Annotated in this window: 19 protein-coding genes; 5 read left to right on the top strand and 14 right to left on the bottom strand. The window is 61.1% G+C overall.

Annotated features, from left to right (window positions below; all coding sequences use genetic code 11):
- Nucleotides 1-133: 133 nt before the first annotated feature.
- The 6 genes from glgX to glgA all read right to left on the bottom strand — a co-directional run bounded on the left by glgX (nt 134) and on the right by glgA (nt 11124).
- Nucleotides 134-2296 carry a glycogen debranching protein GlgX gene (gene glgX, locus AC1RP7_RS00705; protein ID WP_493180863.1) on the bottom strand — a complete coding sequence of 721 codons (2163 nt, stop codon included), beginning with the start codon at nt 2294-2296 and terminating at the stop codon, nt 134-136.
- Between the two features lie 229 nt (nt 2297-2525).
- Complete coding sequence (locus tag AC1RP7_RS00700) at nt 2526-2843, bottom strand: DUF2934 domain-containing protein (protein ID WP_218495982.1); 318 nt, start codon at nt 2841-2843, stop codon at nt 2526-2528.
- 21 nt (nt 2844-2864) lie between these two features.
- Nucleotides 2865-5660: a malto-oligosyltrehalose synthase gene (locus AC1RP7_RS00695; protein WP_493180864.1), complete on the bottom strand. Its 2796-nt coding sequence runs from the start codon at nt 5658-5660 to the stop codon at nt 2865-2867.
- The gene (malQ, locus tag AC1RP7_RS00690) at nt 5657-7735 is read right to left on the bottom strand and encodes a 4-alpha-glucanotransferase (RefSeq protein ID WP_057714955.1); all 2079 of its coding nucleotides are present in this window, start codon (nt 7733-7735) and stop codon (nt 5657-5659) included. The genes AC1RP7_RS00695 and malQ overlap by 4 nt, the downstream gene beginning before the upstream one ends.
- Nucleotides 7732-9528, bottom strand: coding sequence for a malto-oligosyltrehalose trehalohydrolase (gene treZ, locus AC1RP7_RS00685; RefSeq protein WP_218495978.1), 1797 nt, complete (start codon nt 9526-9528; stop codon nt 7732-7734). Before treZ ends, malQ begins: the two co-directional genes overlap by 4 nt.
- A gap of 12 nt (nt 9529-9540) precedes the next feature.
- A complete protein-coding gene (gene glgA, locus AC1RP7_RS00680) occupies nt 9541-11124 on the bottom strand; it encodes a glycogen synthase GlgA (protein ID WP_218495976.1) in 1584 nt (527 codons plus the stop codon).
- A 559-nt stretch (nt 11125-11683) separates the two neighbouring features.
- On the opposite strand from glgA, the gene AC1RP7_RS00675 reads away from it, so the two are divergent.
- Both AC1RP7_RS00675 and nudC read left to right on the top strand, forming a co-directional pair.
- Nucleotides 11684-12496 (top strand): crotonase/enoyl-CoA hydratase family protein, encoded by an 813-nt coding sequence (locus tag AC1RP7_RS00675; RefSeq protein WP_057714952.1) that lies wholly within the window; start codon nt 11684-11686, stop codon nt 12494-12496.
- A 6-nt stretch (nt 12497-12502) separates the two neighbouring features.
- Nucleotides 12503-13333: an NAD(+) diphosphatase gene (nudC, locus tag AC1RP7_RS00670; RefSeq protein WP_057714951.1), complete on the top strand. Its 831-nt coding sequence runs from the start codon at nt 12503-12505 to the stop codon at nt 13331-13333.
- Here the strand turns inward: nudC and AC1RP7_RS00665 are convergent.
- The 3 genes from AC1RP7_RS00665 to AC1RP7_RS00655 form a co-directional block, all read right to left on the bottom strand.
- Nucleotides 13301-14080: a TSUP family transporter gene (locus tag AC1RP7_RS00665; protein ID WP_057714950.1), complete on the bottom strand. Its 780-nt coding sequence runs from the start codon at nt 14078-14080 to the stop codon at nt 13301-13303. The genes nudC and AC1RP7_RS00665 overlap by 33 nt on opposite strands.
- A gap of 190 nt (nt 14081-14270) precedes the next feature.
- On the bottom strand, nt 14271-14747 hold the full coding sequence (locus AC1RP7_RS00660; RefSeq protein WP_020799197.1) for a nuclear transport factor 2 family protein: 477 nt from the start codon (nt 14745-14747) through the stop codon (nt 14271-14273).
- A gap of 55 nt (nt 14748-14802) precedes the next feature.
- Nucleotides 14803-15366 carry a TetR/AcrR family transcriptional regulator gene (locus AC1RP7_RS00655; protein WP_218495974.1) on the bottom strand — a complete coding sequence of 188 codons (564 nt, stop codon included), beginning with the start codon at nt 15364-15366 and terminating at the stop codon, nt 14803-14805.
- Between the two features lie 215 nt (nt 15367-15581).
- Between AC1RP7_RS00655 and pssA the strand changes: the two genes are divergently transcribed.
- Both pssA and AC1RP7_RS00645 read left to right on the top strand, forming a co-directional pair.
- A complete protein-coding gene (gene pssA, locus AC1RP7_RS00650) occupies nt 15582-16925 on the top strand; it encodes a CDP-diacylglycerol--serine O-phosphatidyltransferase (RefSeq protein ID WP_493180865.1) in 1344 nt (447 codons plus the stop codon).
- A 182-nt stretch (nt 16926-17107) separates the two neighbouring features.
- Nucleotides 17108-18124: an AraC family transcriptional regulator gene (locus tag AC1RP7_RS00645; protein ID WP_493181012.1), complete on the top strand. Its 1017-nt coding sequence runs from the start codon at nt 17108-17110 to the stop codon at nt 18122-18124.
- 35 nt (nt 18125-18159) lie between these two features.
- Here AC1RP7_RS00645 and AC1RP7_RS00640 read toward each other — a convergent pair whose 3' ends face one another.
- The 5 genes from AC1RP7_RS00640 to AC1RP7_RS00620 all read right to left on the bottom strand — a co-directional run bounded on the left by AC1RP7_RS00640 (nt 18160) and on the right by AC1RP7_RS00620 (nt 23897).
- Complete coding sequence (locus tag AC1RP7_RS00640) at nt 18160-18630, bottom strand: LEA/WHy family protein (protein WP_057714946.1); 471 nt, start codon at nt 18628-18630, stop codon at nt 18160-18162.
- 57 nt (nt 18631-18687) lie between these two features.
- Entirely contained in the window at nt 18688-20160 is a 1473-nt protein-coding gene (locus AC1RP7_RS00635; protein ID WP_150813227.1) for a nucleobase:cation symporter-2 family protein, read from the bottom strand.
- A gap of 97 nt (nt 20161-20257) precedes the next feature.
- Nucleotides 20258-20965 carry an HPP family protein gene (locus AC1RP7_RS00630; RefSeq protein WP_493180866.1) on the bottom strand — a complete coding sequence of 236 codons (708 nt, stop codon included), beginning with the start codon at nt 20963-20965 and terminating at the stop codon, nt 20258-20260.
- A gap of 158 nt (nt 20966-21123) precedes the next feature.
- Nucleotides 21124-22335 (bottom strand): MFS transporter, encoded by a 1212-nt coding sequence (locus AC1RP7_RS00625; protein WP_493183923.1) that lies wholly within the window; start codon nt 22333-22335, stop codon nt 21124-21126.
- Between the two features lie 182 nt (nt 22336-22517).
- Entirely contained in the window at nt 22518-23897 is a 1380-nt protein-coding gene (locus AC1RP7_RS00620; RefSeq protein ID WP_493180868.1) for a UDP-glucose dehydrogenase family protein, read from the bottom strand.
- Between the two features lie 461 nt (nt 23898-24358).
- On the opposite strand from AC1RP7_RS00620, the gene AC1RP7_RS00615 reads away from it, so the two are divergent.
- Nucleotides 24359-25297, top strand: a complete 939-nt coding sequence (locus AC1RP7_RS00615) for a site-specific integrase (protein WP_057714942.1) — start codon at nt 24359-24361, stop codon at nt 25295-25297.
- Nucleotides 25298-25301: the final 4 nt, after the last annotated feature.

Raw genomic sequence — 25301 nt, 5'->3', positions numbered from 1 at the left:
GGCGCGACAAGCCAAACCCTGGATTGCCGCAAATCGAGTATTGCTCATGTAACGCTATTCGTCGCGTCGTGAAGTTGTCCGCAATGATATTTCCGCCCTGCGGTGTCACGGCTATGAATTCCTGGCGTCTCTTTTACTCTTCTTCCTCATGCTGCAATTCGAACAGCAGCAACGAACGGCCGGTGACCGAGTACTCGTGGCCAAACTCAAAGCGCTCCTGGCCGCGGATCGACGGTTGGTTGGTGTCGATCATGCATGTCCAGAAACCGCCGTCAGGCACTTCAGGCAGCCGGAAATTGACGATGTCGTGATGTGCGTTGACCACCAGCATCAATGTCGCGTCGACGCCTTTGCGGCGAATGCCGGTTTCCTGGGCGCGGCCATCGAGCAGCATGCCCAGGCATCGATTGTGCGCATCGTGCCAATGCTCGGTGGTCATTTCCGTACCGTCCGGCGCCAGCCAGGTCACGTCCTTGACGCCGATGTCCTCGTTGTAATTACCCACCAGGAAACGCCCGCGCCGCAGGACCGGGTAGGTCAGGCGCAACTTGATCAGGCGTTTGACGAACTTGAGCAGGGCCTTGCCGTCGTCGCTGAGGTCCCAGTTGACCCAGCCGGTCTCGCTGTCCTGGCAGTACGCATTGTTGTTGCCGTCCTGGGTGCGGGCGAACTCGTCGCCGGCCACCAGCATCGGCGTGCCTTGGGCCAGCAGCAGGGTGGCGAAGAAATTGCGCATCTGCCGATGGCGCAGCGCGTTGATCTCGGGATCGTCGGTGGGGCCTTCGACGCCGTGGTTCCAGGACAGGTTGTTGTTGCTGCCGTCCTGATTGTTTTCGTCGTTGGCTTCGTTGTGTTTGTCGTTGTACGACACCAGGTCGTTGAGGGTGAAACCGTCGTGGGCGGTGACGAAATTGACCGATGAGTAAGGCCGCCGGCCACGTTGGTTGAACATTTCGCCCGAAGCGGTCAGGCGGTTGGCAAAGTCCGCCAGTTGCCCGTCGTCGCCTTTCCAGAAGGCGCGCACGGTGTCGCGGAACTTGTCGTTCCACTCGACCCAGCCCGGCGGAAAATTGCCGACCTGATAACCGCCGGGGCCGCAGTCCCATGACTCGGCGATCAGTTTGACCTGGCGCAGCACCGGGTCCTGGCGGCAGGCCACCAGGAAACTGTGGCGTTCGTCGAAACCGTCGTGATAGCGCCCAAGGATGGTTGCGAGGTCAAAGCGAAAGCCGTCCACGTGCATTTCCGTGGCCCAGTAGCGCAGGGAGTCGGTGACCATTTGCAGCACGCACGGGTGGCTCAGGTCCAGGGTGTTGCCGGTGCCGGAATCGTTGATATAGAAGCGTTTGTCCTCGGGCATCAGGCGGTAGTAGGACGCATTGTCGATGCCGCGCATGGACAGGGTCGGGCCTTGTTCGTTGCCCTCGGCGGTGTGGTTGTAGACCACGTCGAGGATCACCTCCAGATTGGCTTCGTGCAGGTGCGCGACCATTTCCTTGAATTCGGCAATCTTGCCACTGGCCAGGTACCGCGGGTCGGGGGCGAAGAACGCAATGCTGTTGTAGCCCCAGTAATTGGTCATGCCCTTGTGCAGCAAATGCTGGTCGTTGACGAACGCATGGATCGGCAGCAGCTCCACGGTCGACACACCGAGTTTGCGGATGTGCTCGACCACTTCATCGACCATCAACCCGGCAAAGGTGCCGCGCAGATTCTCGGGGACGGCAGGGTGACGCATGCTGAAGCCGCGCACATGGGTTTCATAGATGATCGTCCTGTCCCACGGCACGCTGACACGATGATCGTGGCCCCAGGTGTGCGCCGGGTCGATGACCTTGCATTTGGGCACGAAGGGCGCGCTGTCCCGCTCATCGAAGCTGAGGTCGGCGTCGGGGTGGCCGATGGTGTAGCCGAACAGCGCTTCGGACCATTTCAACTTGCCCACCAGTTGTTTGGCGTAGGGGTCGATCAGCAGTTTGTTGGGGTTGAAGCGATGGCCGTTGGCCGGGTCGTACGGACCGTAGACGCGATAGCCATAAACCAACCCCGGATGGGCGTCGGGCAGGTAGCCGTGGTAAATCTCGTCGGTGTATTCGGGCAGTTCGATGCGTTCGAGTTCCACTTCTCCGGTGTCGTCGAACAGGCACAGTTCAACCTTGGTGGCGTGGGCGGAAAACAGGGCGAAGTTGACTCCCAGTCCATCCCAGGTGGCACCCAGCGGAAAGGGCAGGCCTTCGCGGATTCGTGTGGTTTCGGCACGAGGGGCTGGCGCGGCGGCTTTCTTCGGACTGGTCATAGGTACTCCTGTAAACGGGGGTTACCTGTAGGAGCGAGTTTGCTCCGGGCGGCGCTCCGACGAAAACGGTGTGTCAGGCAACATCAATGCTGGAAGTGATGGCCTCTTCGCGGGCAAGCCCGCTTCCACAGGTATTGTGAGTTGCCACAGATTGCAGCCACACCTTCAAACACTGTGGGAGCGGCGGTGCGGCGGTCCGACTTGCCCGCGAAGGGGCCTCAAGACATATTCAAACCGCTGGCGGTTTTCGCGCAGCCCGGGGCTTTTTCTCGACGGCCTTTTCCCCCGGTGGGACCACTTTTGAAGCCGCTGCCGGTTTGGCCTTGGCTTTTGGCGCGGCGACCTTGGCATCGCCAGCCTTGCCATTGGCCGTTTTGCTGACCGGGGTTTTCGGGGCAGCCTTGGCCGGTTTTTTCGGGGCCAGGGCTTCGGCGTCCGCCAGTTTGCACGCCATCTCCCAGTGGCGGGCTTCCTGGCCTTCGGGTTTTCCTTCGGATTCCCAGATCTGATAGGCAAATTCGCGGATGCGTTTTTCGTCGGTACTCATCGCAATGCTCCTGAACTGAACTCAAGTGTGGGTAGTTTGAATAATGAGATTGACCGGGAAATCCCCCAGCGCGGCGCTGATCAACAGCTCCCTGTGTTTTGTGACTGTGATGCCGGAAAAAAGTCCCTGCAGATGTTCGTCAGGGTCGGCGAACGGCAGTTTGACCCGGGTTTCGCCCCACCGCGGCGCGTGGACCTGTGGTTCGGCACCGTTTTCCAGCAGATCGGCACAACGTATCGGCACAATCACAATGGCGCGTTTCCCCTCCCGTTCACGGACAAATCCCAGCACTCGATGGGCCTCGCTGCCCACCACTTCCAGGGCCTGGTAGGTGCCCCGCCGAAACAGCTCGGCATGCTCGGCGCGCAGGCCCAGGGTGCGCGCAATCAAGGTTTGCTTGATGCGCCCGTCACGCCAGTTCTGCAACAAGTCCGGCAGGTCCACCGCTTGCTGCAACGCCTGCTGGCGGCTGGCGTAATCCACGGGACGACGGTTGTCCGGGTCGACCAGGCTGAAGTCCCAGAAATCGTTGCCCTGATACAAATCCGGCACGCCGGGCACGGTCATGCGCAGCAAGGTTTGCGCCAAACCATTGAGTGCGCCGGGGGCGGCAATCGAACGGGCAGCCTTGGCGAGGGCCGTACGCAACAGCTCACCTTCGGGGCTGAGCAACAGGCGCTGGATGAAGTCCTCTGTCGCTTGCTCGTAAGGGTCATTGGGCACGCTCCAGCTGCTTTGCAGTTTGGCTTCACGCAGGGCCTTGCGTTGCCACTGCCAGATACGTTTTGCGTAGTCCTCGAGGGACGGCGGATGATCGATCCCCAACTCCAGCGGCCAACTGCCGAGAATCGTCTGGTACAGAATCATTTCATCGCCCGACGATGGCATTTGATCGTCGTTGCGCAAGGGCCGGGCGAGGGCGCGCCACAGGCCGATTTGGTCGACGTACCAGCCGCTGCGCTCGCTCAGTACCGCCAGCCGCGCCCGTGAATCTTCGCCGCGCTTGTGGTCGTGGGTGGCGCTGGCCAGCAGATTGTCCGGGAAGGTGTCGAGGCGCTCGATGCAGGCCTGATGAAAGTCGGCGGCCGGTGCGCTGAACTGTTCGGTGTTGAAGCCAACGTCATTGCGCGAAAGCAGGACGGCCGACCGATAGAGCGCGGTGTCTTCCACCGATTTCGCCGCCGCCGGCGAGGTCAGTTGCTGGAAACGTACGCAGGCGTGCTTCAGACGCTTGCGTTCACGCCTGGCCGGGCGCGAACGCCAGGGTTCACCGCCGAGCCAGCCGGCCAGGCAGTCGAGCACCGGCCAGTCCGCTTCGCCCAGGGTTTGGCGGGCACCGTCCATGGCCTGGCGGAAAAACGCCTCGTCCCGGGCTGAACGGCCAAGGGGGCCTATGTAGGTGCGGTACACCGGGAAATGCACGATCAGCGCCTGCAAGGCCCGGCGAATGGCGCCGAGGGTCAGGTCGCGGGTCATGAGGTTGTCCCGGGCCACTTGCAGCAGGGCCTGGGCGACGCTTTCGAAATCTCCGGCCAGGGAACCACCGAGGACTTGTTGACGGGCCAGTTGTGCTTCCTGGCAGAAGTCGGCGGGCCGCTCGCTGTGACGATGCCAGAGTTCGGCCAGTGTCTGCGCGCCCCGTGGATCCTGTTGCAACAGTGACAACTGGTTCATGAATTCGTAGCCGGTGGTGCCGTCCACCGACCAGTCGCGATGCAGGGTTTCCCCTTCGCCGAGGATTTTTTCCACATAGATGGGCAGGTGGCGGCCCGCTGACAGGCTGTCGACCCGGCGGCGCAGTTTTCGGCAGTAGCCCCGCGGGTCGGCGAGGCCGTCGATGTGGTCGATGCGCAACCCGTCGATCAGCCCTTGAGCCACCAGTTGGAAGATCTTCGCGTGGGTGGCTTCGAACACGGCGGGACGCTCGACGCGCAGTCCGCCCAACTCATTGATATCGAAGAAGCGCCGCCAGTTGATGTCATCGGCGGCGGTGCGCCAGCTGGCAAGGCGATAGCTCTGGCGTTCCAGCAGGTTGTGCAGGCGCTGGAAGCCTTCGCCGGTCAGTGAGACGTAGTTGTTCAGGTGCTGCTCAATGGCTTGGGCAATGGCCGGATCGCTGACCAGATCGCGAAGTTCTGCTTTCAATGGCAGGGCCAGGCTGTGGGCGTCGGTCTGGTAGCTCAGGGTGCTGAAGCGATCGGCCAGGTTTTTAAGTTGTTCGGCCTGTTGCGTATCGAGCGGTGCATCGGTCCTGAGCAGCTCCCCGTAATCGCTGGGGCAAATGGGAAAGCGGTGTTCGTAGTGCTCGACATGGAAGGTGCCGTGCCAGGCATCGAATCGCAGGGGCAGGGTGCCGTCCTGTAACGCGACGCCGTAGTCACTGCCCAGAAACGGCAGGAGCAACTGGCCCTCCATCAACGGGTCGGATGAGTGCCACTGGATGTCGAAAAACTCTCCGTAAGGACTCAGGCGTCCCCACTCCAGCAAATCCAGCCACCAGGGATTATCGTTGCCGCCGACCGCCATGTGGTTGGAGACAACGTCGAGGATCAACCCCATGTTGTGCCCATGCAGAGCACTGACCAGGCTGTTCAGCGCCGCCTCACCGCCCAGTTCCGGATTGACCCTGGTCGGATCCACCACGTCGTAGCCATGCATCGACCCGGCGCGGGCGCGCAATAGCGGGGAGGCGTAGACATGGCTGATGCCGAGGCGGGCGAAATACGGCACCAGTGGCACCGCATCTTCGAGCGTGAAGCCTTTGTGAAATTGCAGGCGCAAGGTGGCGCGCAGTGGTCGGGTCGGCACCTGGGTCATCGATCACGCTCGGCCGCCTGGAGCCGCGCGCAGGCGAGCAATTCCAGGCGTCGTGCGGCATCCGCTCCGTCGAGCAAGGCTTCGCTGTATCCGGGCAAGCGCCGCGACCAGTTGGGGTGGGTGTCGGTGGTGCCGGGCAGGTTGGCTTGCTGTTCGACGCCAAGGGCATCTTCCAGGGGCAGCAGCACCAAGGGTGCCCGGGTATGACCGAGGAAGCGCACGCTGGCATCGAGCACCTGGTCGGTTTCGTGGGACTCTTCGCGGAAGTTCTGCGGGTCCTGGCTCAACGCCCGGCGCAGGCCTTCGCGCTCGCGTTCGCGGTGCTGGCGCCATTCGATTTCACCGCTGGCATCGACCATGCCGAGCCGGGCATTCCAGTCGATATCGCGACCATGCCACCAACCGTTGAGGGTCGGCAGGTCATGGGTGCTGGTGGTGGCCAGGGCGTTGTCGGGCCAGTCGAGGATCGGTTTGAAGTGCGTGTTGTCCTGTTCGAACAGCAATACCCGCATGCCCAGCATCGAACGGGCGATGAGTTTTTCCCGCAGGCCGTCCGGCACGGTGCCGAGGTCTTCGCCGAGGACGATGGCCTGGTGACGATGGGATTCCAGGGTCAGCAAACGCAACAGATCGTCCACCGGGTAGTACAGGTAAGCGCCGTCGGCCGGCGGCGATCCGTTGGGGATGACCCACAGACGCTGCAAGCCCATGACGTGATCGATGCGCAAACCGCCGCAGTGGGCGAAGTTGGCCCGCAACATTTCGATGAAGGCCCGGAAACCATTGCGCACCAGGCCTTCAGGGGAGAACGCGGAAATCCCCCAGCCCTGGCCGGTGCGGTTGAGAATATCCGGTGGCGCGCCGACGGTGAGGGACGCGAGCAGTTCGTCCTGGCGGCTCCAGGCCTGGCTCCCGCCGCCATCGGCGCCAACGGCCAGGTCGGCGATCAGGCCGATACTCATGCCGCTGGCGCGGGCGGCGGTTTGCGCGCGCTCCAGGCAGCGCGTGATCAGCCACTGGCAGAAGGCGAAGAAGCCGATGCGCCCGGCATTCTCTTCGGCGAATGCCGCCAGTTCGGCGCTGCGCGGGTTGCGCCAGGGTTCGGGCCACTGCCGCCAGTCGAGGTGTTCACCCCGGGCGGCGCGTGCCTCCTGGATGGCTTCGAAGCGGCAGTGGTTTTCCAGCGCTTCGCCAGCGGCGTGACGAAAGCTGCTGAAGTCTTCGTGCAAGGGGTGTTCACCCTGGACGAAACCTTCGTACAGCGACTGCAACAGCCGATGCTTGGCTTCGGCGGCGGCCGGCCAGTCAATCAGCGGACGCTCTTCCAGCGCCTTGAGTTCAATGGCCAGCCCGGTTGCATCGATGGCGGTACGCAGCGCGCGTTCGCCGAGAATGGTGCCGGGGGCGCAGTAAAGGCTGTTGAGAAACAAACGGCTGGACGGCGAATACGGGCTGTAGCGTTGGGTGTCACTGGAAAACATCGCATGCAGCGGGCTGATCGCCAGCGCCTCGGCACCACGCTCGCCGGCTACCCGGGCGAGGTCCTCCAGCGCCTGGGTGTCACCAAACCCGCCGTCGCCGGGGCGGCGCAGGCCATACAACTGCACGCTCAGGCCCCAGGCTCGGGGGATCGGGTTGTCCACGGCATCGGCCACGCTATAGCAACGGGCCGGGGCCACGGCGAGAGTGAAGGTTTGTCCGTCCATGCTGATCTGTTGATAGCCGACCGGTACCAGCCCCGGCAGCACCGCGTTGGCGTCCAGTTTCAGGTTGAGCCGCGAACCGTCCTCCAGGTGGATTTCGCATGGGGTCCCGGGCTCGAAAAAACGCGCCAGGTCCAGGCCCATCCCCGCATCGGCGGTGATCAATGGCGGCAAATGATGGGTCTGTTGCGCCTCTTGCAGTTCCAGCAGGCTGGCGTCGATTTCCTGGGCACTGCCGGCCGGGTGGCCCAGGCCGGCCAGCACGTTGCGCAACACGGACGGCGCGACTTTTTGCGGGCGGCCGTTGGCGTCGATCCAGTCGACGGCGAGGCCGGCACGGCTGGCCAGGATTTCCAGTTGCGCATCACTCATGGACGCTCTCCAAACGAGGTAGCAAAGGGGACTGCGGCGGCGAGGCTGACGAGCGCGCAATACGGGGCAAGAGTGTTTGTAGCCGGCAGGTCGGGGTTCTGTGGCGGGTATTCGAACAAGCGCATGGCATCGGTCTGTGAGGTATGGACTACAGGCCTGGCGCTGAGGTTCAGGTCAATGCGCAGCTGGCTGCCATCGCCCAAGCGCCAGGATGCACTGACCGCGCCTTCGCCCAGCACATCGGTTCCCAGTGCCTGGGCGCCCGGCAGGCGCGGGATGATGTGCCGGTGACGGATCTGCAACAGGCGGCAATACAGGTCGTGCATCTCGCAATGGCCGGTCGATGGCAGGACCGGGCGGGACGCTGCAAACGTCTGCGGATCATTCGGGTCCGGAATGTGTTCGCGCAGGATCGGGTCGGCAAAGGCGCTGAGCGCCGCGAACTCGCTGCGCCGGCCGTCGCGAACCTGCTTGGCCAATTCACCATGATGGCTGGTGAAAAACAGGAAGGGTTGCTCGACCGCAAATTCGTCGCCCATGAACAGCAGCGGAATCATCGGCGACAACAGCAGCAGCACCGTGGCGGCCCGCAGCGCTTGCGGGTGGGCGAGTTGATGCAGGCGCTCGCCGAAGGCCCGGTTGCCGATCTGGTCATGGTTCTGCAAAAACAGGATGAATGCACTGGGCGGCAGATGCCCGCTGGGCTCACCCCGCGCCACACCATGGCGGTTGAGATGGCCCTGGAACACGAAACCCTGGCTCAGGCAGCGCGCCAGTTGCTCGGTGGGGTTTTGCGCGTAATCGGCGTAATAGGCGTCGGTTTCCCCGGTCAGCAACACATGCAGGGCGTTGTGGCCGTCATCGTTCCACTGCGCGTCGTAACCCTGTTCGAGCAGGCTGGCCTGGTTGTGTTCGTTCTCCACCATCAACCACACATGCCGCGTCGGGCCCGTCTGCTGGCGCACCCGTCGTGCCAGTTCCTGGAGGAAATCCGGGTCTTCGATGGCATGCACCGCGTCCAGGCGCAAACCGTCGAAACGGTATTCCAGCAGCCACATCAATGCGTTTTCGATGAAGAAGTCCCGTACTTCGCGACGGCGCAAGTCGATGGCCGCGCCCCACGGCGTGTGTTTGTCTTCGCGAAAGAAGCCCTTGGCATAACGATGCAGGTAATTGCCATCCGGGCCGAAGTGGTTGTAGACCACGTCGAGAATCACCGCCAGGCCGTGGCCGTGGGCGGTGTCGATCAAGTGCTTGAGCTGCTCGGGGGAGCCGTATGACGCCTGGGGTGCGTAGGGCAGGACGCCGTCATAACCCCAATTGCGTTCACCGGGAAACTGCGCGACGGGCATCAGTTCGATCGCGGTGACACCCAGTTCGACCAGCCGCGCCAAATGCTGCTCGACGGCGCTGAAGCCGCCGAGCGCACCGACATGCAGTTCGTAGATCACCGCTTCGTTCCATGGCCGTCCCAGCCAGGCACTGTGTTGCCAGGCATAGACCAGCGGATCGACCACCACACTGTGCCGGTCGATATCGCCGGCCTGAGCGCGGGAGGCCGGGTCGGGCACTTCCAGTTCGCCGTCGATGCTGTAGCGGTAACGCGTGCCCGCCGCGCATCGGATGTTGCTCACGAACCAGCCGTCGGCCTGGGGCAGCAACGGCAAGGACTGTCCATTTTCCAGTTCGACACTGACGTAGAACGCATCTGGCGCCCACAACGCGAATCGCGTGTGCTCTGCGTCCAGCATGATTGCGCCGTGGGGCCAGGTCTCAAGGGTCCGTAACGGCATCTTGAAAGCCTCTTACTGTTTGTGCGATTTCCCCAATGCCTTGGCCACAAGCTGTTCGTAGAGCTCGGCGTAGGGTTCGACCGCCTTGCACCAGTTGAACGGCGCCGCCATGGCCCGGCAGCGCATGGCGTGCAGCAGGTCGGGAAAGGCGAACACCTTGAACGCGCGGCTCAGGGCTTCCTGGTAGCTCTGCACCGTGGATTCATCGAACAGGAAACCGGTCACGCCGTTTTCGATGGTGTCGGCCAGGCCACCGGTGTTGCGCGCCACCGGCAACGAACCGAAGCGCTGGGCGTACATCTGGCTCAGGCCGCATGGCTCGTAACGCGAAGGCATCAGCAGGAAGTCGCTGCCGGCGAACATGCGCCGGGCGTCGGTTTCGTTGAAGCCGATGCGTACGCCGATCTGCCCGGGGAAACGCAGGGCAAGCTGGCGCATCGACTGTTCTTCTTCCGGCTCGCCACGGCCGATGATCGCGATCTGGCCGCCGGACTTGACGATGTACTCGGACACCGCTTCGGTCAGGTCCAGGCCTTTCTGGTAGACCAGGCGCGAAACCACGGCGAACAGCGGCCCTTGGGAATCTTCCAGACCGAACAGCTCGCGGACATGGGCGGCGTTCACCGCCTTGCCATCCCAGTCGCCGATGCTGAACGGGCAGAACAGGTGCGGATCGGTCGCCGCATCCCAGCTTTCATCGATGCCGTTGGGAATCCCGCTGAGCAGGCCTTGCTGGGTCTTGGCGGCGAGAAAACCGTCCAGGCCGCAGCCGAAATCCGGGGTGGTGATTTCCTGGGCGTAGGTTGCGCTGACCGTGGTGATGTGGCTCGAATAGGCCATGCCGGCCTTGAGGAACGACATCTTGCCGTAGAACTCCATGCCTTCCTGTTGCAGCGCGTGATGGGGAATGCCCAGTTCGGGGCACGAGCCCAGACTGGTCACGCCTTGATAGGCCAGGTTGTGAATGGTGAACAGCGTCGGCGTACGCTGCCCACGCCAGTGCATGTAGGCCGGGGCCAGGCCGGCCGGCCAGTCGTGGGCGTGCACCAGATCCGGGCACCAATGGATCTGCGCGAGGTTGGCGGCAATATCGGCCGCCGCCAGGCCCAGGCGGGCGAAGCGGATATGGTTGTCCGGCCAGTCGCGGCCGTTGTTGGCGCCGTAGGGCGAACCTTCGCGCTCGTAGAGTTCGGGGCAAATCAGTACGTAAATGACCAGACCGTCGGGCATGTCCATGCGCCCGATCTTGCACGGTGGCAGCGCAGCATGACCGCCAAGCTCGCCAATGATATGGATCGGATTTTCGCTGTTCAGCACCTGCGGGTAACCCGGGATCAGTACCCGCACATCGTGCAGATGGGCCATGGCCCGTGGCAGCGCCGCGGAAACGTCGCCCAGGCCACCGGTCTTCACCAGGTCGGCAATTTCCGAGGTGACGAACAACACTTTTTTACGGTTCGGATTCTGGTTGGCTGCCGGAGTCAGCGTCCTGGTGCCAGGAACGCCGACGGGTTGGGTGTTTGCGGCAGTTACGGCGCTCGATTCGCCGACCTGATGAGCACGCTCTCCCTGTATTTCCAAAGCCGTACTGATCATATGAATCTCCCGTGTTGTTGATCTAATTCTTAGGTCTGGCAAACGGTGTTTCATGGCCAATTGCTGTGGCCGGGCGCAATCGCGCTGCGCATCAGTGAGCAAGCGCTGCCCAATGCGTCGAAGCAAAAGGGTTGAATCAGCCGTTGCAAAGATTGCACCAGTCGCAACGCACCTTCTTGTCAGAGGACCGATCGGGATTGGAAAAAGTTTCGACTATTTTTCCACTTTGTGACCGACCGGTTTCGCCTTGAGAAAATGAGTCTAGGCCAGAACTTAGAGCGGTAAAGGCCGGATGGCAAAATTGTTCGACAATCGGTTTGTAGCGGTACGGACGTGCCTGATCGAGGTGCAAACGCTCCGACGAAGTGCATGTTTTTTTGCGTTTTGGCCTCAAAAAGTCACTGGGCAGTCATATAAATGTGCGACACGATTTATCAGTAGCGCACTGTTCTGGTGCGCTGGTTTGAGTCCCGCATTTGGCCGAACCGCTGCCTTACTGCCCACCTTGATGCCTTGTTATAGTTCGGGCCTCATTTTTGCCCGCAAAAGGATCATTGGCATGTCTCAATACAGCGCGTTCAACGTCGAGCTGGTCGATAAAATCGCCCACGTACAGATCAACCGCCCGGAGAAGATCAACTCGATGAACGCGGCGTTCTGGAGCGAGATCGTCGAGATCTTCCAGTGGATCGACGACACCGATGAAGTGCGCGTGGTGGTCCTCAGCGGGGCAGGCAAGCATTTCTCCTCGGGGATCGACCTGATGATGCTGGCCGGTGTGGCCAATGAGCTGGGCAAGGACGTCGGACGCAATGCGCGCCTTTTGCGGCGCAAGATCCTCACCCTGCAAGCGTCGTTCAATGCCGTCGATAACTGCCGCAAACCGGTGCTTGCGGCCATTCAGGGTTACTGCCTGGGGGGCGCCATCGACCTGATTGCCGCCTGCGACATGCGTTATGCCGCCGAGGACGCACAGTTTTCGATCAAGGAAATCGACATCGGCATGGCCGCCGACGTTGGCACGCTGCAACGCTTGCCGCGGATCATCGGTGACGGCATGCTGCGCGAACTGGCTTACACTGGTCGCACCTTCGGCGCCGATGAAGCGCGAGGCATGGGCTTGGTCAATCGCGTCTACAGCGACAACGCCAGCCTGCTCGACGGCGTCATGGGCATTGCCTACGCAATCGCCAGCAAGTCGCCGATCGCCGTCACCGGCACCAAGGAAATGATCAGCTACATGCGCGACCATCGCATCGATGACGGCCTCGAATACATCGCCACCTGGAACGCCGCCATGCTGCAATCCACCGATCTGCGCGTGGCCATGGCCGCCCATATGAGCAAACAGAAACCCGAATTTCTGGATTGATTAACCATGATTCCTCGCTGGACCACCGCAGTACTGGACACCGATCAACCCGGCGGCTGGGCCATCGCGCGCAGCCCCGAAGGCTTTCTGTTCGATGACAACGGCGCACTGTTCGCTCGCGAATGGCTCAAGCGCCAGGACCTGTCGATTCTTGCCGAGCATGGCATCGGTCATCTCGATGGCGAGCCGGTCTATCTGCTGGAGTTGCGCAGTCACAGCGAAGTGTCGGGTTGCAACTGGAAAGGCCTGCGGGCGTTCATGCTCGAAGGCGATCACACGCTCTACAAGGTGCTCGGTTACGCCGCACAGATCGGCACCTGGGCCCGTGAACACCGCTATTGCGGTAACTGCGGTCAGGCCATGACCCAGGTGCCACGCGAACGGGCGATGTACTGTCAGCCGTGCGATCTGCGCAGCTACCCACGGATTTCGCCGAGCATGATCGTACTGGTGACCCGAGGCGATGAAGTGCTGTTGGCGCGCTCACCGCGTTTTGTCAGCGGTGTCTACAGCACCCTGGCCGGGTTTGCCGAGCCGGGCGAATCGGCCGAGGACTGCCTGATTCGCGAAGTTCGCGAAGAGGTGAGCATCGAGGTCAGGAACATCCAGTACATGGGCAGCCAGTGCTGGCCGTTCCCGCACTCGATGATGCTCGGCTTTCACGCCGAATATGCCGGTGGCGAGATCGTCTGTCAGGAAGACGAGATCGAGGACGCCCAGTGGTTCAACGTGCACGAGCTGCCGCCGTTACCGGCGTCACGCTCGATTGCCCGTTACCTGATCGACGTCTACGTGGCGCGGCGCTTAGGCCACGCTGAACCAGTGCTGCCAGGCTAGGCGCACGGTCAGGCCCAGCACCACGGTGATGAACACCGGACGAATGAATTTCGCGCCGCCGCTGATGGCGGTGCGGGCGCCGAAGAAGGCGCCGACCATCAACGACAAGCCCATGCACAGGCCGATGATCCAGTCCACCTGACCGGAAAAGATGAAGATCGACAGCGCCGCCGCGTTGCTGACGAAGTTCATGCTGCGTGCCACACCGCTGGCTTTCACCAGATCGATGGGGTAGAGCAGCAGGCTGCTCACGGTCCAGAACGCGCCCGTGCCGGGACCCGCTACACCGTCATAGAAACCGAGGCTGAAGCCTTGGGTCGACTGCCACTTTTTCTTGATCGGTGCCTCGCTGTCCAGTGGCGCTTTTGGCGTGCCGCCAAACAATAGATAGACACCGCAAGCGAAGACGATCACCGGCAGCATCTTGTTCAGCCATTCCGCCGGCAGGTAATGCGCGACCACGGCACCGGTCAGCGCTCCGACCAGGGTGCCGACGATGGCATGAATCCATTGCGCGGGGTGGAACAGCTTGCGGCGGTAGAAGGTGAAGCTGGCGATGGCCGAGCCGAAGGTCGAGCTGAGTTTGTTGGTGCCCAGCACCAGATGCGGCGGCAGGCCGGCGGTCAACAAGGCCGGGGTGGTCAACAGCCCACCGCCACCGGCGATGGCGTCGATGAAACCGGCAACAAAAGCGACTAAGGCCAGGATGGCCAGGGTGGAGAGGTCAACGCTGAGTTCGAAAGGCATGGGATCGGCTTATTCGGCGGGTGCAGAAAGAGGCTGCGGGGAAGGGCAGCATCTTACTCATCTGTACAACACAAAACCAATGTGGGAGCGAGCTTGCTCGCGATGGCGGTGTGACAGGCAACAGATCTGTTGAATGTACAACCGCTATCGCGAGCAAGCTCGCTCCCACAGGGTTTAGCGTGAAGCTGAATTACAAGCCCAGATCCGACAAACTCGGATGATCGTCAGGTCGACGCCCCAGCGGCCAGTGGAACTTGCGCTCGCTTTCCTTGATCGGCATGTCGTTGATGCAGGCGAAGCGGCGGGCCATCAGGCCGTCCTCGTTGAACTCCCAGTTTTCGTTGCCGTAGGAGCGGAACCAGTTGCCCGAGTCGTCATGCCATTCATAGGCATAACGCACGGCAATTCGGTTGTCGGTGAACGCCCACAGCTCCTTGATCAACCGATAATCAAGCTCCTTGGCCCACTTGCGGGTCAGGAAGCCTTTGGCTTCTTCGCGGTTATAGGCGAACTCGGCGCGATTGCGCCACTTAGTGTCCAGGGTATAGGCCAGGGACACCCGCTCCGGGTCCCGGGAGTTCCAGCCGTCTTCGGCCAGGCGAACTTTTTCAATGGCCGATTCACGGGTGAAAGGGGGTAATGGCGGACGAACTTCGGCATTAGACATTTAAAGTCTCCGTATCAAGTTAAAGTTAAAACAACAGTCGAGCTTGATCAGGTTGCTACAGGTCCAATAACTTTCGCGCCATGCATTGCGCATTATCGGCGGCACTGTGATCACCCATGACAAGCGCCACGGTAATGGCACCGTCGATCAGGATCAGCAGCTGTTTGGCCAGCAGTTGCGGATCCTCGGCGCCATGTTCGGTACACAGCTCGCACACGTAGTCGAGCAGCTTCTGTTTATGCTCTTTGGCGAGCAGGCGCACCGGGTCTTGCGGGTCGCCGGTTTCGCCACTGGTGTTGATGAACGCGCAGCCGCGGAAACCGTCGGAGGCGAACCACGATTTGAGTACGGTAAACAGGTTGAGCAGTCGCTCGGCCGGGGTTTGTGCCTGGCCGACTGCGTCTCTGTACCAGTGCATCCAGCGCTGGTCCCGGCGTTGCAGGGCGGCCACCACCAGTTCGTCCTTGTTGGCGAAGTAGCGGTAGATACTTTTTCTGGAGACGCCGGCGGTTTTCACCAGAAGATCCATGCCAGTGGCGGCTATGCCACTTTTGTAGATCAACTTTTCGGTGACATCCAGAATGATGTCGCGTGTGTCGTTGCTAGTGATTTCGTTCATGCTGCAAACAGTAGAACGATCGTTCTCCATGGTCAATTTGTTTTTGCGCCGCCTGACAAATTACCTTCGCGAGCAAGCCCACTCCCACATTTGAAATGCGTTCCCCTGTGGGAGCGAGCTTGCTCGCGAAGAGGGCATTACAGACAGTAACAAGACCCGAACCCATCGATGGTGTAAGCTCTTGGATTCTTCGGATTCGACCCATTGCGAGCCCTATGCCGTCGCTTTTCAAACGCTCCCTGCTGCCCAAGTTGCGCAGTTTTCCGCTGACGGCCGATGCCGTTGGCATCCTCTGCGGCGCTGCCGAATTCCGTCGTTGCCTGCTGGAGAAAATCGCCAGCGCGACCCGGCGCATCTACATCGTTGCGCTGTACCTGCAACAGGATGAAGCCGGCCAGGAAATTCTCGATGCCTTGCACGCCGCCAAACTGGCGCGTCCGGAACTGGACGTGGTGGTGGTCGTCGACTGGCTGCGCGCCCAGCGCGGCCTGATCGGTGCCGGCAAGCAACCGGGCAACTCCGCCTGGTATCAGGAAATGACCCGCACCCATGCCAGCGAAGTGCCGATCTACGGCGTCCCGGTACAAACCCGCGAACTGTTCGGTGTGTTGCACCTTAAAGGCTTCGTGATCGATGACTGCGTGATCTACAGCGGTGCGAGCCTGAACAACGTCTATCTGCACAAGTTCGACAAGTACCGCTACGACCGCTATCACCTGCTGCACAATCGTGAACTGGCCGATTCGATGCAACATCTGGTGCAGCACGGCCTGGTGGCTTCCAAAGCGGTGCACCGCCTCGACCTGCCAAACCTGCCGACCACCCGCAGCCTGCGCAATGACATCGGTGACCTGCGCAGCCGCCTCAAGCACGCGGCGTACGACACCACGCAGGGCACCACCGACAGGACCGGTTTGTCCGTCAGCCCGCTGCTTGGCGTCGGCAAGAACAATCCGCTGAACCGGGTGATCTGCGAACTGATCGCCAGCGCCCAGCAGCAACTGACCATTTGCACACCGTACTTCAACCTGCCGCTGGCGATCATCCGCGAGATCAACCGCGCGCTGGCCCGCGGGGTGAAGATCGACATTGTGGTCGGCGACAAGACGGCCAACGACTTCTACATTCCGCCGAGCGAACCGTTCCGGGTCATTTCGGCGCTGCCGTACCTGTACGAAATCAGCTTGCGCCGGTTTGCCAAGCGTCATCAGCGCAACATCGACAGCGGGCAGTTGAACCTGCATCTGTGGCGTGACGGTGACAACACCTACCACCTCAAGGGCATGTGGATCGACCGGCGCTATACCTTGCTGACCGGTAACAACCTCAACCCGCGAGCGTTTCGACTCGATCTGGAAAACGCCTTGTTGCTCGATGATCCCCATGGCGAACTGCTGGAACCGCGTGGCAAAGAGCTGGCGGAGATCTTCCAGCACACCCGGCGAATCGAGCACTTCCAGAACCTGGAAACCCTGGCCGAATACCCGGCGGGCGTGGCCAAGTTCCTCAAGCGCGTGAGTCGTGTGCGGATCGAACGGTTGCTCTACCGCATTCTGTGAATTCAGAAAAGCCATCGCGAGCAAGCTCGCTCCCACAGGAATCCGGGTGTTCACAGCATTTGTGAACAACGCAGATCCAGTGTGGGAGCGAGCTTGCTCGCGATAGCGGTGGATCAATCAACAGGGATACTGTTTCAGCTAATATGCCCCCACTCGAACAAGAACAGGGCTTGCCGCGATCCATGTCGGAAAAAGACACCATCTCCATTCAACTGGTGCGTGAAGCGCTGTTGCAAAGCTGCGCGCCAGGAATCGCCACGGATGAGGTGTTGATCAAGGTCGGCATCGACCCGCAATTGTTGGGCAGCACCGACGCCCGTGTTCCGGCCACGGCTTATGCGCGCCTGTGGCGGTTGCTGGCACGGCGCGGGGATGATGAGTTCTTTGGCATGGACCCACGCAAACTCAAATCCGGCAGCTTTGCGTTCCTGTGTCGCAGCGCCATGCTCCAGCCCAACGTGGCGGCGGGATTGGCCAGCGGCCTGGCGTTTCTGTCGTTGATCCTCGAATACTTGCCGGCGCAGTTGGTACGTCAGCAAAGCCTGGCGGAAATCGTCCTGCTGGAGGACGACAAGGACCCGCGCAGGGCCTTCACTTATTTCACTTACTGGATGATCGTGCACGGCGTTGCCTGCTGGCTGGCAGGACGGCGGATTCCGATCCTTGCCATCGAGCTGCGCTGTTCCAGGCCGGATTTCTGCGATGACTATCAGGTGATGTTTTCCGAGAACCTGCGCTTCGACCGCCCACGCACCCGGATGATTTTCTCCGCCGATTGCCTGGACCTGTCCATCAAGCGCAGCCCTGAAGAACTCGAGCGATTCCTGGCCCGTGCGCCAGCGAACATTCTGGTGAAGTACCGCGATCCGCAGAGCCTGGCCAGCCGCATCAAACACGACCTGCGCCACCTGCCGGCCGAACACTGGCCGGAAACCGAAGCCCTGGCGCAACGCCTGTGCATGTCGGCTTCAACCTTGCGCCGCCGACTGGCCGAAGAAGGGCAAACCTACCAAGGCCTCAAGGACGGCGTACGCAAGGAGTTGGCGATTGTCTGGCTGGCGGAACCCACGATCAGCTTCAGCGAAATCGCCACGCGGCTCGGGTTCGCTGACGTCAGTTCGTTCTACAAGGCGTTTCGCAAATGGTCGGGGTCAAATCCGGGGCATTACCGCAGCCTGATTCTCAATGACACCGAGTGAATTCAGCGGCGCAACAGCCAATTCATCCAAGGCGTTTAACGGCTGCCAGTGGTCGGTCCAGGCAGATTGAGCGTGCCACTGTCCACGAAACGCTTCGTGTTGAACACCCCACCCGAGAGCTTGCCGCGCAGGACATAAGGCATGTTGTTGAGGGTTTCCATCTGGCTGATGCCATAGGTCTGGCGGATCATCGAAAACGCCGAAACGCTGACCGGTACGCTGACGATGGTGTCGGAAAAGCGCCCGATCGTACCCCTCTCATCGGTGACGCCAGAGGCGAAGGGCTGGCCGTTGATGTCCAGGTCCAAGGCAACGCCGCTGTAGGTGAGGGTGTAGTCATTGGGGTTCTGCACGCGGATTCTCACGGCAAAGCGCACTTCCATGCCTTCGCCTTGCAGGGGTTCGACATCCACGACGTTGATTTTCAACGGGTCTCGATTGGGCAGCGAGGAACAGGCGCTCAGACAAAGCAGGAGGGAAATCAGGACCGCGTGGAGGCTACGCATGGACGTGCTCTCATCTGAAAAAGGCTGAACCGCCAGCGGCTCAGCCCTTGAGCCCGACTAGTGGTTCGACTGTGCAACCACCGCAGCCTTTGCGGGTTCATCCCTGGCGGTCACATCGGGGTTCTGCATCACCTGAAGCACGGAGGCTTCCGGATCGAATTCGTCCTCCTCCAGCTCGATGAACTCCTCGGGCAGGAAGATATTAAGAACGATAGCGCACAGCGCGCCGACGGTGATGGGCGATTCGAAAATGTTGTGCAGAGCCTTGGGCAGTTCACGCAAGACTTCCGGCACGGCGGCCACGCCCAGGCCCATGCCGATGGAGATCGCCACGATCAGCATGTTGCGCCGATGCAGGCCGGCTTCGGCGAGAATCTTGATCCCGGCCACGGCGACGGTGCCGAACATCACCAGTTCCGCGCCACCGAGCACCGGTTTCGGCATCAGTTGCAGTACCGCGCCGATCATCGGGAACAGGCCAAGCACCACCAGCAATCCGGCAATGAAAAACGCCACGTAGCGGCTGGCCACGCCGGTGAGCTGGATCACCCCGTTGTTCTGGGCGAAGGTCACCATCGGCATGCTGTTGAACACCGCGGCCATGGCCGAGTTGAGGCCATCGGCGAGCAGGCCGGACTTGATCCGGCGAATGTACACCGGGCCTTTGACCGGTTGCCGGGAGATCATCGAGTTGGCCGTGAGGTCACCGGCGGCCTCCAGCGGCGACACGAGGAAAATCACCGCCACCGGAATGAACGCCACCCAATCGAAGGAGAACCCGTATTTGAACGGCACCGGTACGCTCATCAGCGGCACTTCGGGCAGGCTGTTGAAATCCACCTGGCCCATGAGCCATGCCACCCCGTAGCCCAGGGTCAGGCCGATGACAATCGCCCCCAGGCGCAGAAACGGCACATCCACCCGGTTCAACACTACGATGGTTCCCAGCACCAGCGCCGCCAGGGCCAGGTGACTGGCCGCTCCCAGGTCAGGGGCGCCGAAGCCGCCGGCGATGTCGGTCATCGCCACCTTGATCAGCGACAAGCCCATCAGCGTGATGATCGTGCCGGTCACCACCGGGGTGATCAGCATGCGCAATTTGCCAATGAACTGGCTCAACACCACCTCGATGAACGCGGCAAAAAAGCACACGCCGAAAATGGTCGAGAGAATCTCATCGGTACCGCCACCACGAGCCTTGACCATGAAGCCGGCGCTGAGAATCACGCTGATGAACGAGAAACTGGTGCCTTGCAGGCACAACAGGCCAGAGCCCACCGGGCCGAAGCGCCGCGCCTGCACGAAGGTGCCCAGGCCGGAAACGAACAGCGCCATGCTGATCAGGTAAGGAATTTCGCTTTGCAGGCCCAGGGCGCTGCCCATGATCAGCGTCGGGGTGATGATGCCGACGAAACTTGCCAGCACGTGTTGCAGGGCGGCGAAGACGGTGGCGGTCAGATGCGGGCGGTCATCGAGGCCGTAGATCAGGTCGCTGTGGCGTGGAGCGGGGGCTTTTTCGGAGGCGGTCATGGTGGTTTGCGTGCCAGAAGGCGGGCCGGGTCAGAAAATGGAGGCGCAGGATGCCAGAACCGCCCGGCCACGGCAAAAGAACCTCCAGAACAGCGACTTACAGTCGTGGGGCGAACACTTCGCCAACGCTGCGGCGTTTGGCGTGCAGTTCGCTGGCCTGGATCAATTGTTCAAGGTCTTCGGGGGTCACGTCATAGAACGCTTCCATGTCGGCCAACGCCAGTTTCAGGTCTTCGGCGGTGATGGCCTGACGGTCGACCGGCGGGTGATCGGCAGGAATCCTGGCCGCGGGCTCGCTGGCGCTCTTGGGGTAACGAACGCGGGTCAGGTTGTTGTAGGCCAGGGCGCACAGCAGCATCGTCGCGGCGCTGAGCATCACCGGCCCAATGGCTTTCCAGTCCATGGCAATGGTTGCAGGATCGGCCAGCACCAGGGTCAGGGCCAACGCACCGGCCGGTGGATGCAGGCACCGCAGCCAGCACATCAGGATCAACGCCATGCCCGCCGCCAGGCAAGCGCTACCCAGGGTCCGGCCCAACACATGGGCCACCAGCAGGGCAATCACACCGGCGCTCAAGTAACCACCGAGAATCGACCAGGGCTGGGCGAGCGCGCCCGAAGACACGGCAAACAACAGCACCGCCGACGCCCCCAGCGGGCCGATCAGGTGCTGGGCCACCTCAATGCCGAACACCTGGCTACAGAGCCACACGCTCATCAGTGTCCCCAGGGCCATGCCGATGGCGGCACGGCTCCATTCGGTGGGGCGGGTGTTGATGGCGGCGGGCAACCAGCGAGCAAGCATTTCGAGAAGACTCCGGCAGAAAATCCAGGCAAAAAAAAGGGCTTGGCTGGGGAACCCAGAAAGCCCTTGAAGTTGTTCCAACTGTTGGGGGAGGAACGCGCACAGTGTGCCGTCCAATCCTGCTACTGACAAATTCATATTAATGAGCTTTCAGTGCATTAATTTTGCTGTAATTTGCTCCATCGACCGCTTGTGTAGCACAGCAAACCACCCAGGGCCGCGAGTGCACTCAAGGCATAAAACATCGTCGGCGCCGGGGTGTGCATCAGCATGAAGCCGCAAATCACCGGGCTCAACGCACCGCCAAGGGCAGCAAGGTTTTGCGCGCCGTAGTAGCTGCCCCGCAGTTCTTCCGGTGCCAGGGTGTCGACGAAGAGAAACTCGGCCGGGTAAATGATGATTTCACCGAGGGTGAAGACGAACATCGCCACGCACCAGCTCACCAGGCTGTCCGCCAGGCTGAAACCGATCAGCCCGAGGATGAACAGGCCGGTGCCGGCCATGATCCATTGGCGCAGTTGCTCGCGCTTGAGAAAACGCCCGATCTGGTATTGCAGCAAGATCACACTGATGGCGTTGCAGGCGAGCAGGGCGGCCATGATTTCCATGGTGTGTTGGGGATTGCTGGTCACCAGCAGGTACTGCGACAGGTAAAAGGTAAATCGCCCGTGCACCACGGTGCTGAGCAGGCAACCGGCGGTGAACAGGATCAGGGTGCGGTCGTTTTTCAGGGTGATCAGGGTTTTGAGGAAACTCTGCCCCTGGCCGCCGACAGGCGAGCGCGCCGGGTCCTTCGCGATCCCGGTCATCAGGAAAATACTGAAAAAAGCGATGGCCGCAGCGATCAGGAAGGGGGCACTGGCAAAGGCTCCGGCAATCAGCACACCGAGCATCGGCCCGACAGCGTAGCCAATGTTGGTCAGCGTATAGCTCAGGGAAAACGCCTTGGCGCGTTGACCCACCGGGAGGTTGTCGCTGAGGATCGCTTTCGAACCGATGAGGAACAGCGATGAAGCGGTTTCGGTGACGATCAGGGTGATGGTAGTCAGGTAGAGGTTTTCAGCAAAGGTCAGCAACACCAGGCCGACAGCGCTGGACGCCATCGAGAGAATCAGCAACCGGCGCTTTTCGAAGCGATCGATGATGTAGCCGCCATACAGGGAGAGCAGGGTGGCGACGAACACCGCAATGCCGAGCAGCAAGCCAACGTCCTGCTGGTTGAGTCCCAGCTTGTCGCTGACGAATAGCGTGAGCAAAGGGCTGGTGATGGCGCGGCTGACGACGATGGTCAGCGAGCAGATCAACAGGCGGCGGATGAGGGGGGAGTAGCTGGTCACGGCGCGAATATCCTTATTCAATCGGGCCGGCATCAGCCCGATCGTGAGCGCTACTCTAGCAGTCAGATACGCGGTCGTTGCTACGGGATTTGCTTGAGGTGCCGCAGCACAAAATCATTTTTGTCGAACCGCCCGCCCAGCACTGGCGGCAATGCCCCGACGGCCGTGCAGACCCAGCGCGGGAGACTGTTGGCGGATGTGAGGGAACAGGCTGTTCAGGCGACCACTGACTCGGCAAACCATTGCTGGTACGGAATCGGCAATTTGCTCGACTCGCCCCGACCGATCGGGAAGTAGGTGAAACCGATGCGTGCCAGACGGTCTGTGTCGTAAAGGTTGCGGCCATCGAAGATCAGCGGTGCGTTGAGCCGCTGCCGGATCAGTTGAAAGTCCGGCGCCTTGAACTGTTGCCATTCGGTGCAGATGATCAGTGCATCGGCACCGGACAAGACCGACTCGGGTGTACCCATGAGCATCAGCTTCGATTCATCGGGATACAGCTTCTGGGTTTCCTGCATGGCTTCCGGATCGAACGCACGGACATGCGCTCCGGCGGCCCACAAGGATTCGAGCAACACCCGGCTCGGCGCATCGCGCATGTCGTCGGTGTTTGGCTTGAATGCCAGGCCCCACAGAGCAAAGGTCCTGCCACGCAAGTCGCCCTTGTAGAACGCGTTGATGCGCTCGAACAGCTTGTATTTCTGCCGCTCGTTGATGGCTTCCACCGCTTGCAGCAGGTCACTGGAGCAATGGGCCTGTTCAGCGCTGTGGATCAGGGCGCGCATGTCCTTGGGGAAACATGAGCCACCGTAGCCGCAACCGGGGTAGATGAAGTGGTAGCCGATGCGGGAGTCGGCGCCGATGCCCAGGCGTATCGATTCGATGTCGGCACCCAGGTGTTCGGCCAGTTCTGCGATCTGGTTGATGAAGCTGATCTTGGTCGCCAGCATGCAGTTGGCGGCGTACTTGGTCAGCTCGGCGCTGCGCAGGTCCATGAACATGATGCGCTCATGGTTGCGGTTGAAGGGCGAGTACAGATCACGCATCACCTCACGCACTTCTTCGCGTTCACAGCCGATGACGATACGGTCAGGGCGTCGGCAGTCGGCCACGGCCGAACCTTCTTTCAAGAATTCCGGATTGGAGACAATATCGAACTGCAATACGCGTCCGACGCTGATCAGGCATTTGTCGATGTGTGCTCGCAAGGCATCGCCGGTGCCGACCGGGACGGTGGACTTCTCCACCAGGATCGCCGGTTGCTCGCGATGACGGGCCACGGCGTCGCCCACCGACATCACGTAGCGCAAGTCCGCCGAGCCGTCGTCCCGTGACGGAGTGCCAACGGCGATGAACAGCACCTGTCCGTGCTGGACGGCGAATTTTTCGTCGCTGGTGAACTGCAACCGCCTGGCGTCAAGGCCTTCGCGTACCAGGCTGGCCAGCCCGGGTTCGAATATGCTCACGTGGCCCTGTTGGAGCAGTTCGACTTTACTCTCGTCAACGTCCATGCAGACCACGTCGTGGCCGACTTCCGCCAATACCGCTGCCTGCACCAGGCCGACATATCCGCTACCAAATACACTGATTTTCATGGGTCACTCCTTGATTCAGGCGCACGAGCAGGTCGGGATATTGATGGTTATGACGCCGAGGAAGAGCTATGCCACGCCAAGGCTTTTCCAGACAGGTCAGCAGACAGGCGACCAGTAGCAATAACAGGCTCATGGTGCCGCCTGAGGAATAATCAAAATCGAGTCAGGATAGGCAAGGTCATATTTCAATTTGTCTATCGTGTTGAAAAAAGCCACATCCGGCCGTTTCAACCGTCAGGACAATGCCGACGCTACCCAGTACTGCAACGGGCGCAAGGCTTGAAGAACCGCGGCATGCTCTACGGCAGCGATTTCCTCGTCGCCGATACCGTGCCGGGAAAAAGGGAGAAATGCCTGACTCTTGGGCAACCCCGGGGCTGTAAACGTAAATAGCCTTTACATCATTGTTTTTTTACTTATTAGTTGTTTCACTTAACTGTTTTAATTCAAGGCCGTTTCGTTTGATTGACTTACCTGTATCTGATTCACGCACACCCCTCACCAATCCACTGACCCTGTATCTGGCGCGACTGGCGCCGTCCAGCCAACTGACCATGCGTTATGTGCTGCAGGATGCCGCCGACCGCCTGGGCTTCGAAGACCACGATATCGAGGAAATTCCCTGGCACAATCTGCAGCCAGAGGACGTCATTGCGTTGGTGGCCACCTTGCGTTCGGACGGCTATGCGCCGAACACGTCTTCGCTCTATGTCAACGCGGTGCGCGGGGTGATGAACGAAGCGTGGCGCATGAGCCTGATCTCTCAGGAGCATCTGTTGAAGATGCGTACGGTGAAGGGCATGGCCGGTACACGGCTGTCCCAGGGGCGCAATCTCAGGCGTACGCTGATCCAGGAACTGATGGCGGTCTGCGCTGCCGATCCGCGGCCGCAAGGCCTGCGGGATGCCGCGATCATCGGGATTTTGTACGGTTCAGGGATGCGCAAATCCGAATCGGTGAACCTGGAGCTGAACCAGGTCGACTTCACCGAGCGCAGCCTGCGGGTGACGGCCAAGGGCAACAAGCAGTTGATCAAGTACGCACCGGCCTGGGCCTTCGCCAAGCTTGAAGCCTGGCTCGAGCTGCGCCGTTCGATGCTCAAGGACGGCGAGTCGGACGACCCGTTCCTGTTCAACCGCATCCGCCGTGGCAGCCACATCACTCGTGAACGCATCACCAAACACGCGATTTACTACATCGCCCGGCAACGGGGCGCGCAGGTCGGGGTGAAAATCATGCCCCACGACTTCCGGCGCTCATTCATCACCCGGGTGATCGAAGAGCATGACTTGTCGATTGCGCAGAAGCTGGCGCACCACAGCAATATCCAGACCACGGCCAACTACGATGTGCGCGATGACAACGAGCGGCGTCGGGCGGTGGATCGATTCGATCTGTGAACGA

The sequence above is a fragment of the Pseudomonas sp. GW822-FHT01E03 genome (assembly GCF_058802985.1).
This window is presented reverse-complemented; position numbering and strand designations above follow the sequence as displayed.

Excerpts from the sequence above, each read along its gene's own strand:
- AC1RP7_RS00645 (WP_493181012.1), top strand. The coding sequence starts at position 17,108 with ATGTCGGAAAAAGACACCATCTCCATTCAACTGGTGCGTGAAGCGCTG.
- AC1RP7_RS00695 (WP_493180864.1), bottom strand. The coding sequence starts at position 5,660 with ATGACCCAGGTGCCGACCCGACCACTGCGCGCCACCTTGCGCCTGCAA.
- glgX (WP_493180863.1), bottom strand. The coding sequence starts at position 2,296 with ATGACCAGTCCGAAGAAAGCCGCCGCGCCAGCCCCTCGTGCCGAAACC.
- glgA (WP_218495976.1), bottom strand. The coding sequence starts at position 11,124 with ATGATCAGTACGGCTTTGGAAATACAGGGAGAGCGTGCTCATCAGGTC.
- AC1RP7_RS00675 (WP_057714952.1), top strand. The coding sequence starts at position 11,684 with ATGTCTCAATACAGCGCGTTCAACGTCGAGCTGGTCGATAAAATCGCC.
- AC1RP7_RS00620 (WP_493180868.1), bottom strand. The coding sequence starts at position 23,897 with ATGAAAATCAGTGTATTTGGTAGCGGATATGTCGGCCTGGTGCAGGCA.
- malQ (WP_057714955.1), bottom strand. The coding sequence starts at position 7,735 with ATGAGTGATGCGCAACTGGAAATCCTGGCCAGCCGTGCCGGCCTCGCC.
- AC1RP7_RS00630 (WP_493180866.1), bottom strand. The coding sequence starts at position 20,965 with ATGCTTGCTCGCTGGTTGCCCGCCGCCATCAACACCCGCCCCACCGAA.
- AC1RP7_RS00655 (WP_218495974.1), bottom strand. The coding sequence starts at position 15,366 with ATGAACGAAATCACTAGCAACGACACACGCGACATCATTCTGGATGTC.
- AC1RP7_RS00660 (WP_020799197.1), bottom strand. The coding sequence starts at position 14,747 with ATGTCTAATGCCGAAGTTCGTCCGCCATTACCCCCTTTCACCCGTGAA.
- AC1RP7_RS00700 (WP_218495982.1), bottom strand. The coding sequence starts at position 2,843 with ATGAGTACCGACGAAAAACGCATCCGCGAATTTGCCTATCAGATCTGG.
- AC1RP7_RS00665 (WP_057714950.1), bottom strand. The coding sequence starts at position 14,080 with ATGCCTTTCGAACTCAGCGTTGACCTCTCCACCCTGGCCATCCTGGCC.
- AC1RP7_RS00635 (WP_150813227.1), bottom strand. The coding sequence starts at position 20,160 with ATGACCGCCTCCGAAAAAGCCCCCGCTCCACGCCACAGCGACCTGATC.
- nudC (WP_057714951.1), top strand. The coding sequence starts at position 12,503 with ATGATTCCTCGCTGGACCACCGCAGTACTGGACACCGATCAACCCGGC.
- AC1RP7_RS00625 (WP_493183923.1), bottom strand. The coding sequence starts at position 22,335 with ATGCCGGCCCGATTGAATAAGGATATTCGCGCCGTGACCAGCTACTCC.
- treZ (WP_218495978.1), bottom strand. The coding sequence starts at position 9,528 with ATGCCGTTACGGACCCTTGAGACCTGGCCCCACGGCGCAATCATGCTG.
- AC1RP7_RS00640 (WP_057714946.1), bottom strand. The coding sequence starts at position 18,630 with ATGCGTAGCCTCCACGCGGTCCTGATTTCCCTCCTGCTTTGTCTGAGC.
- pssA (WP_493180865.1), top strand. The coding sequence starts at position 15,582 with ATGCCGTCGCTTTTCAAACGCTCCCTGCTGCCCAAGTTGCGCAGTTTT.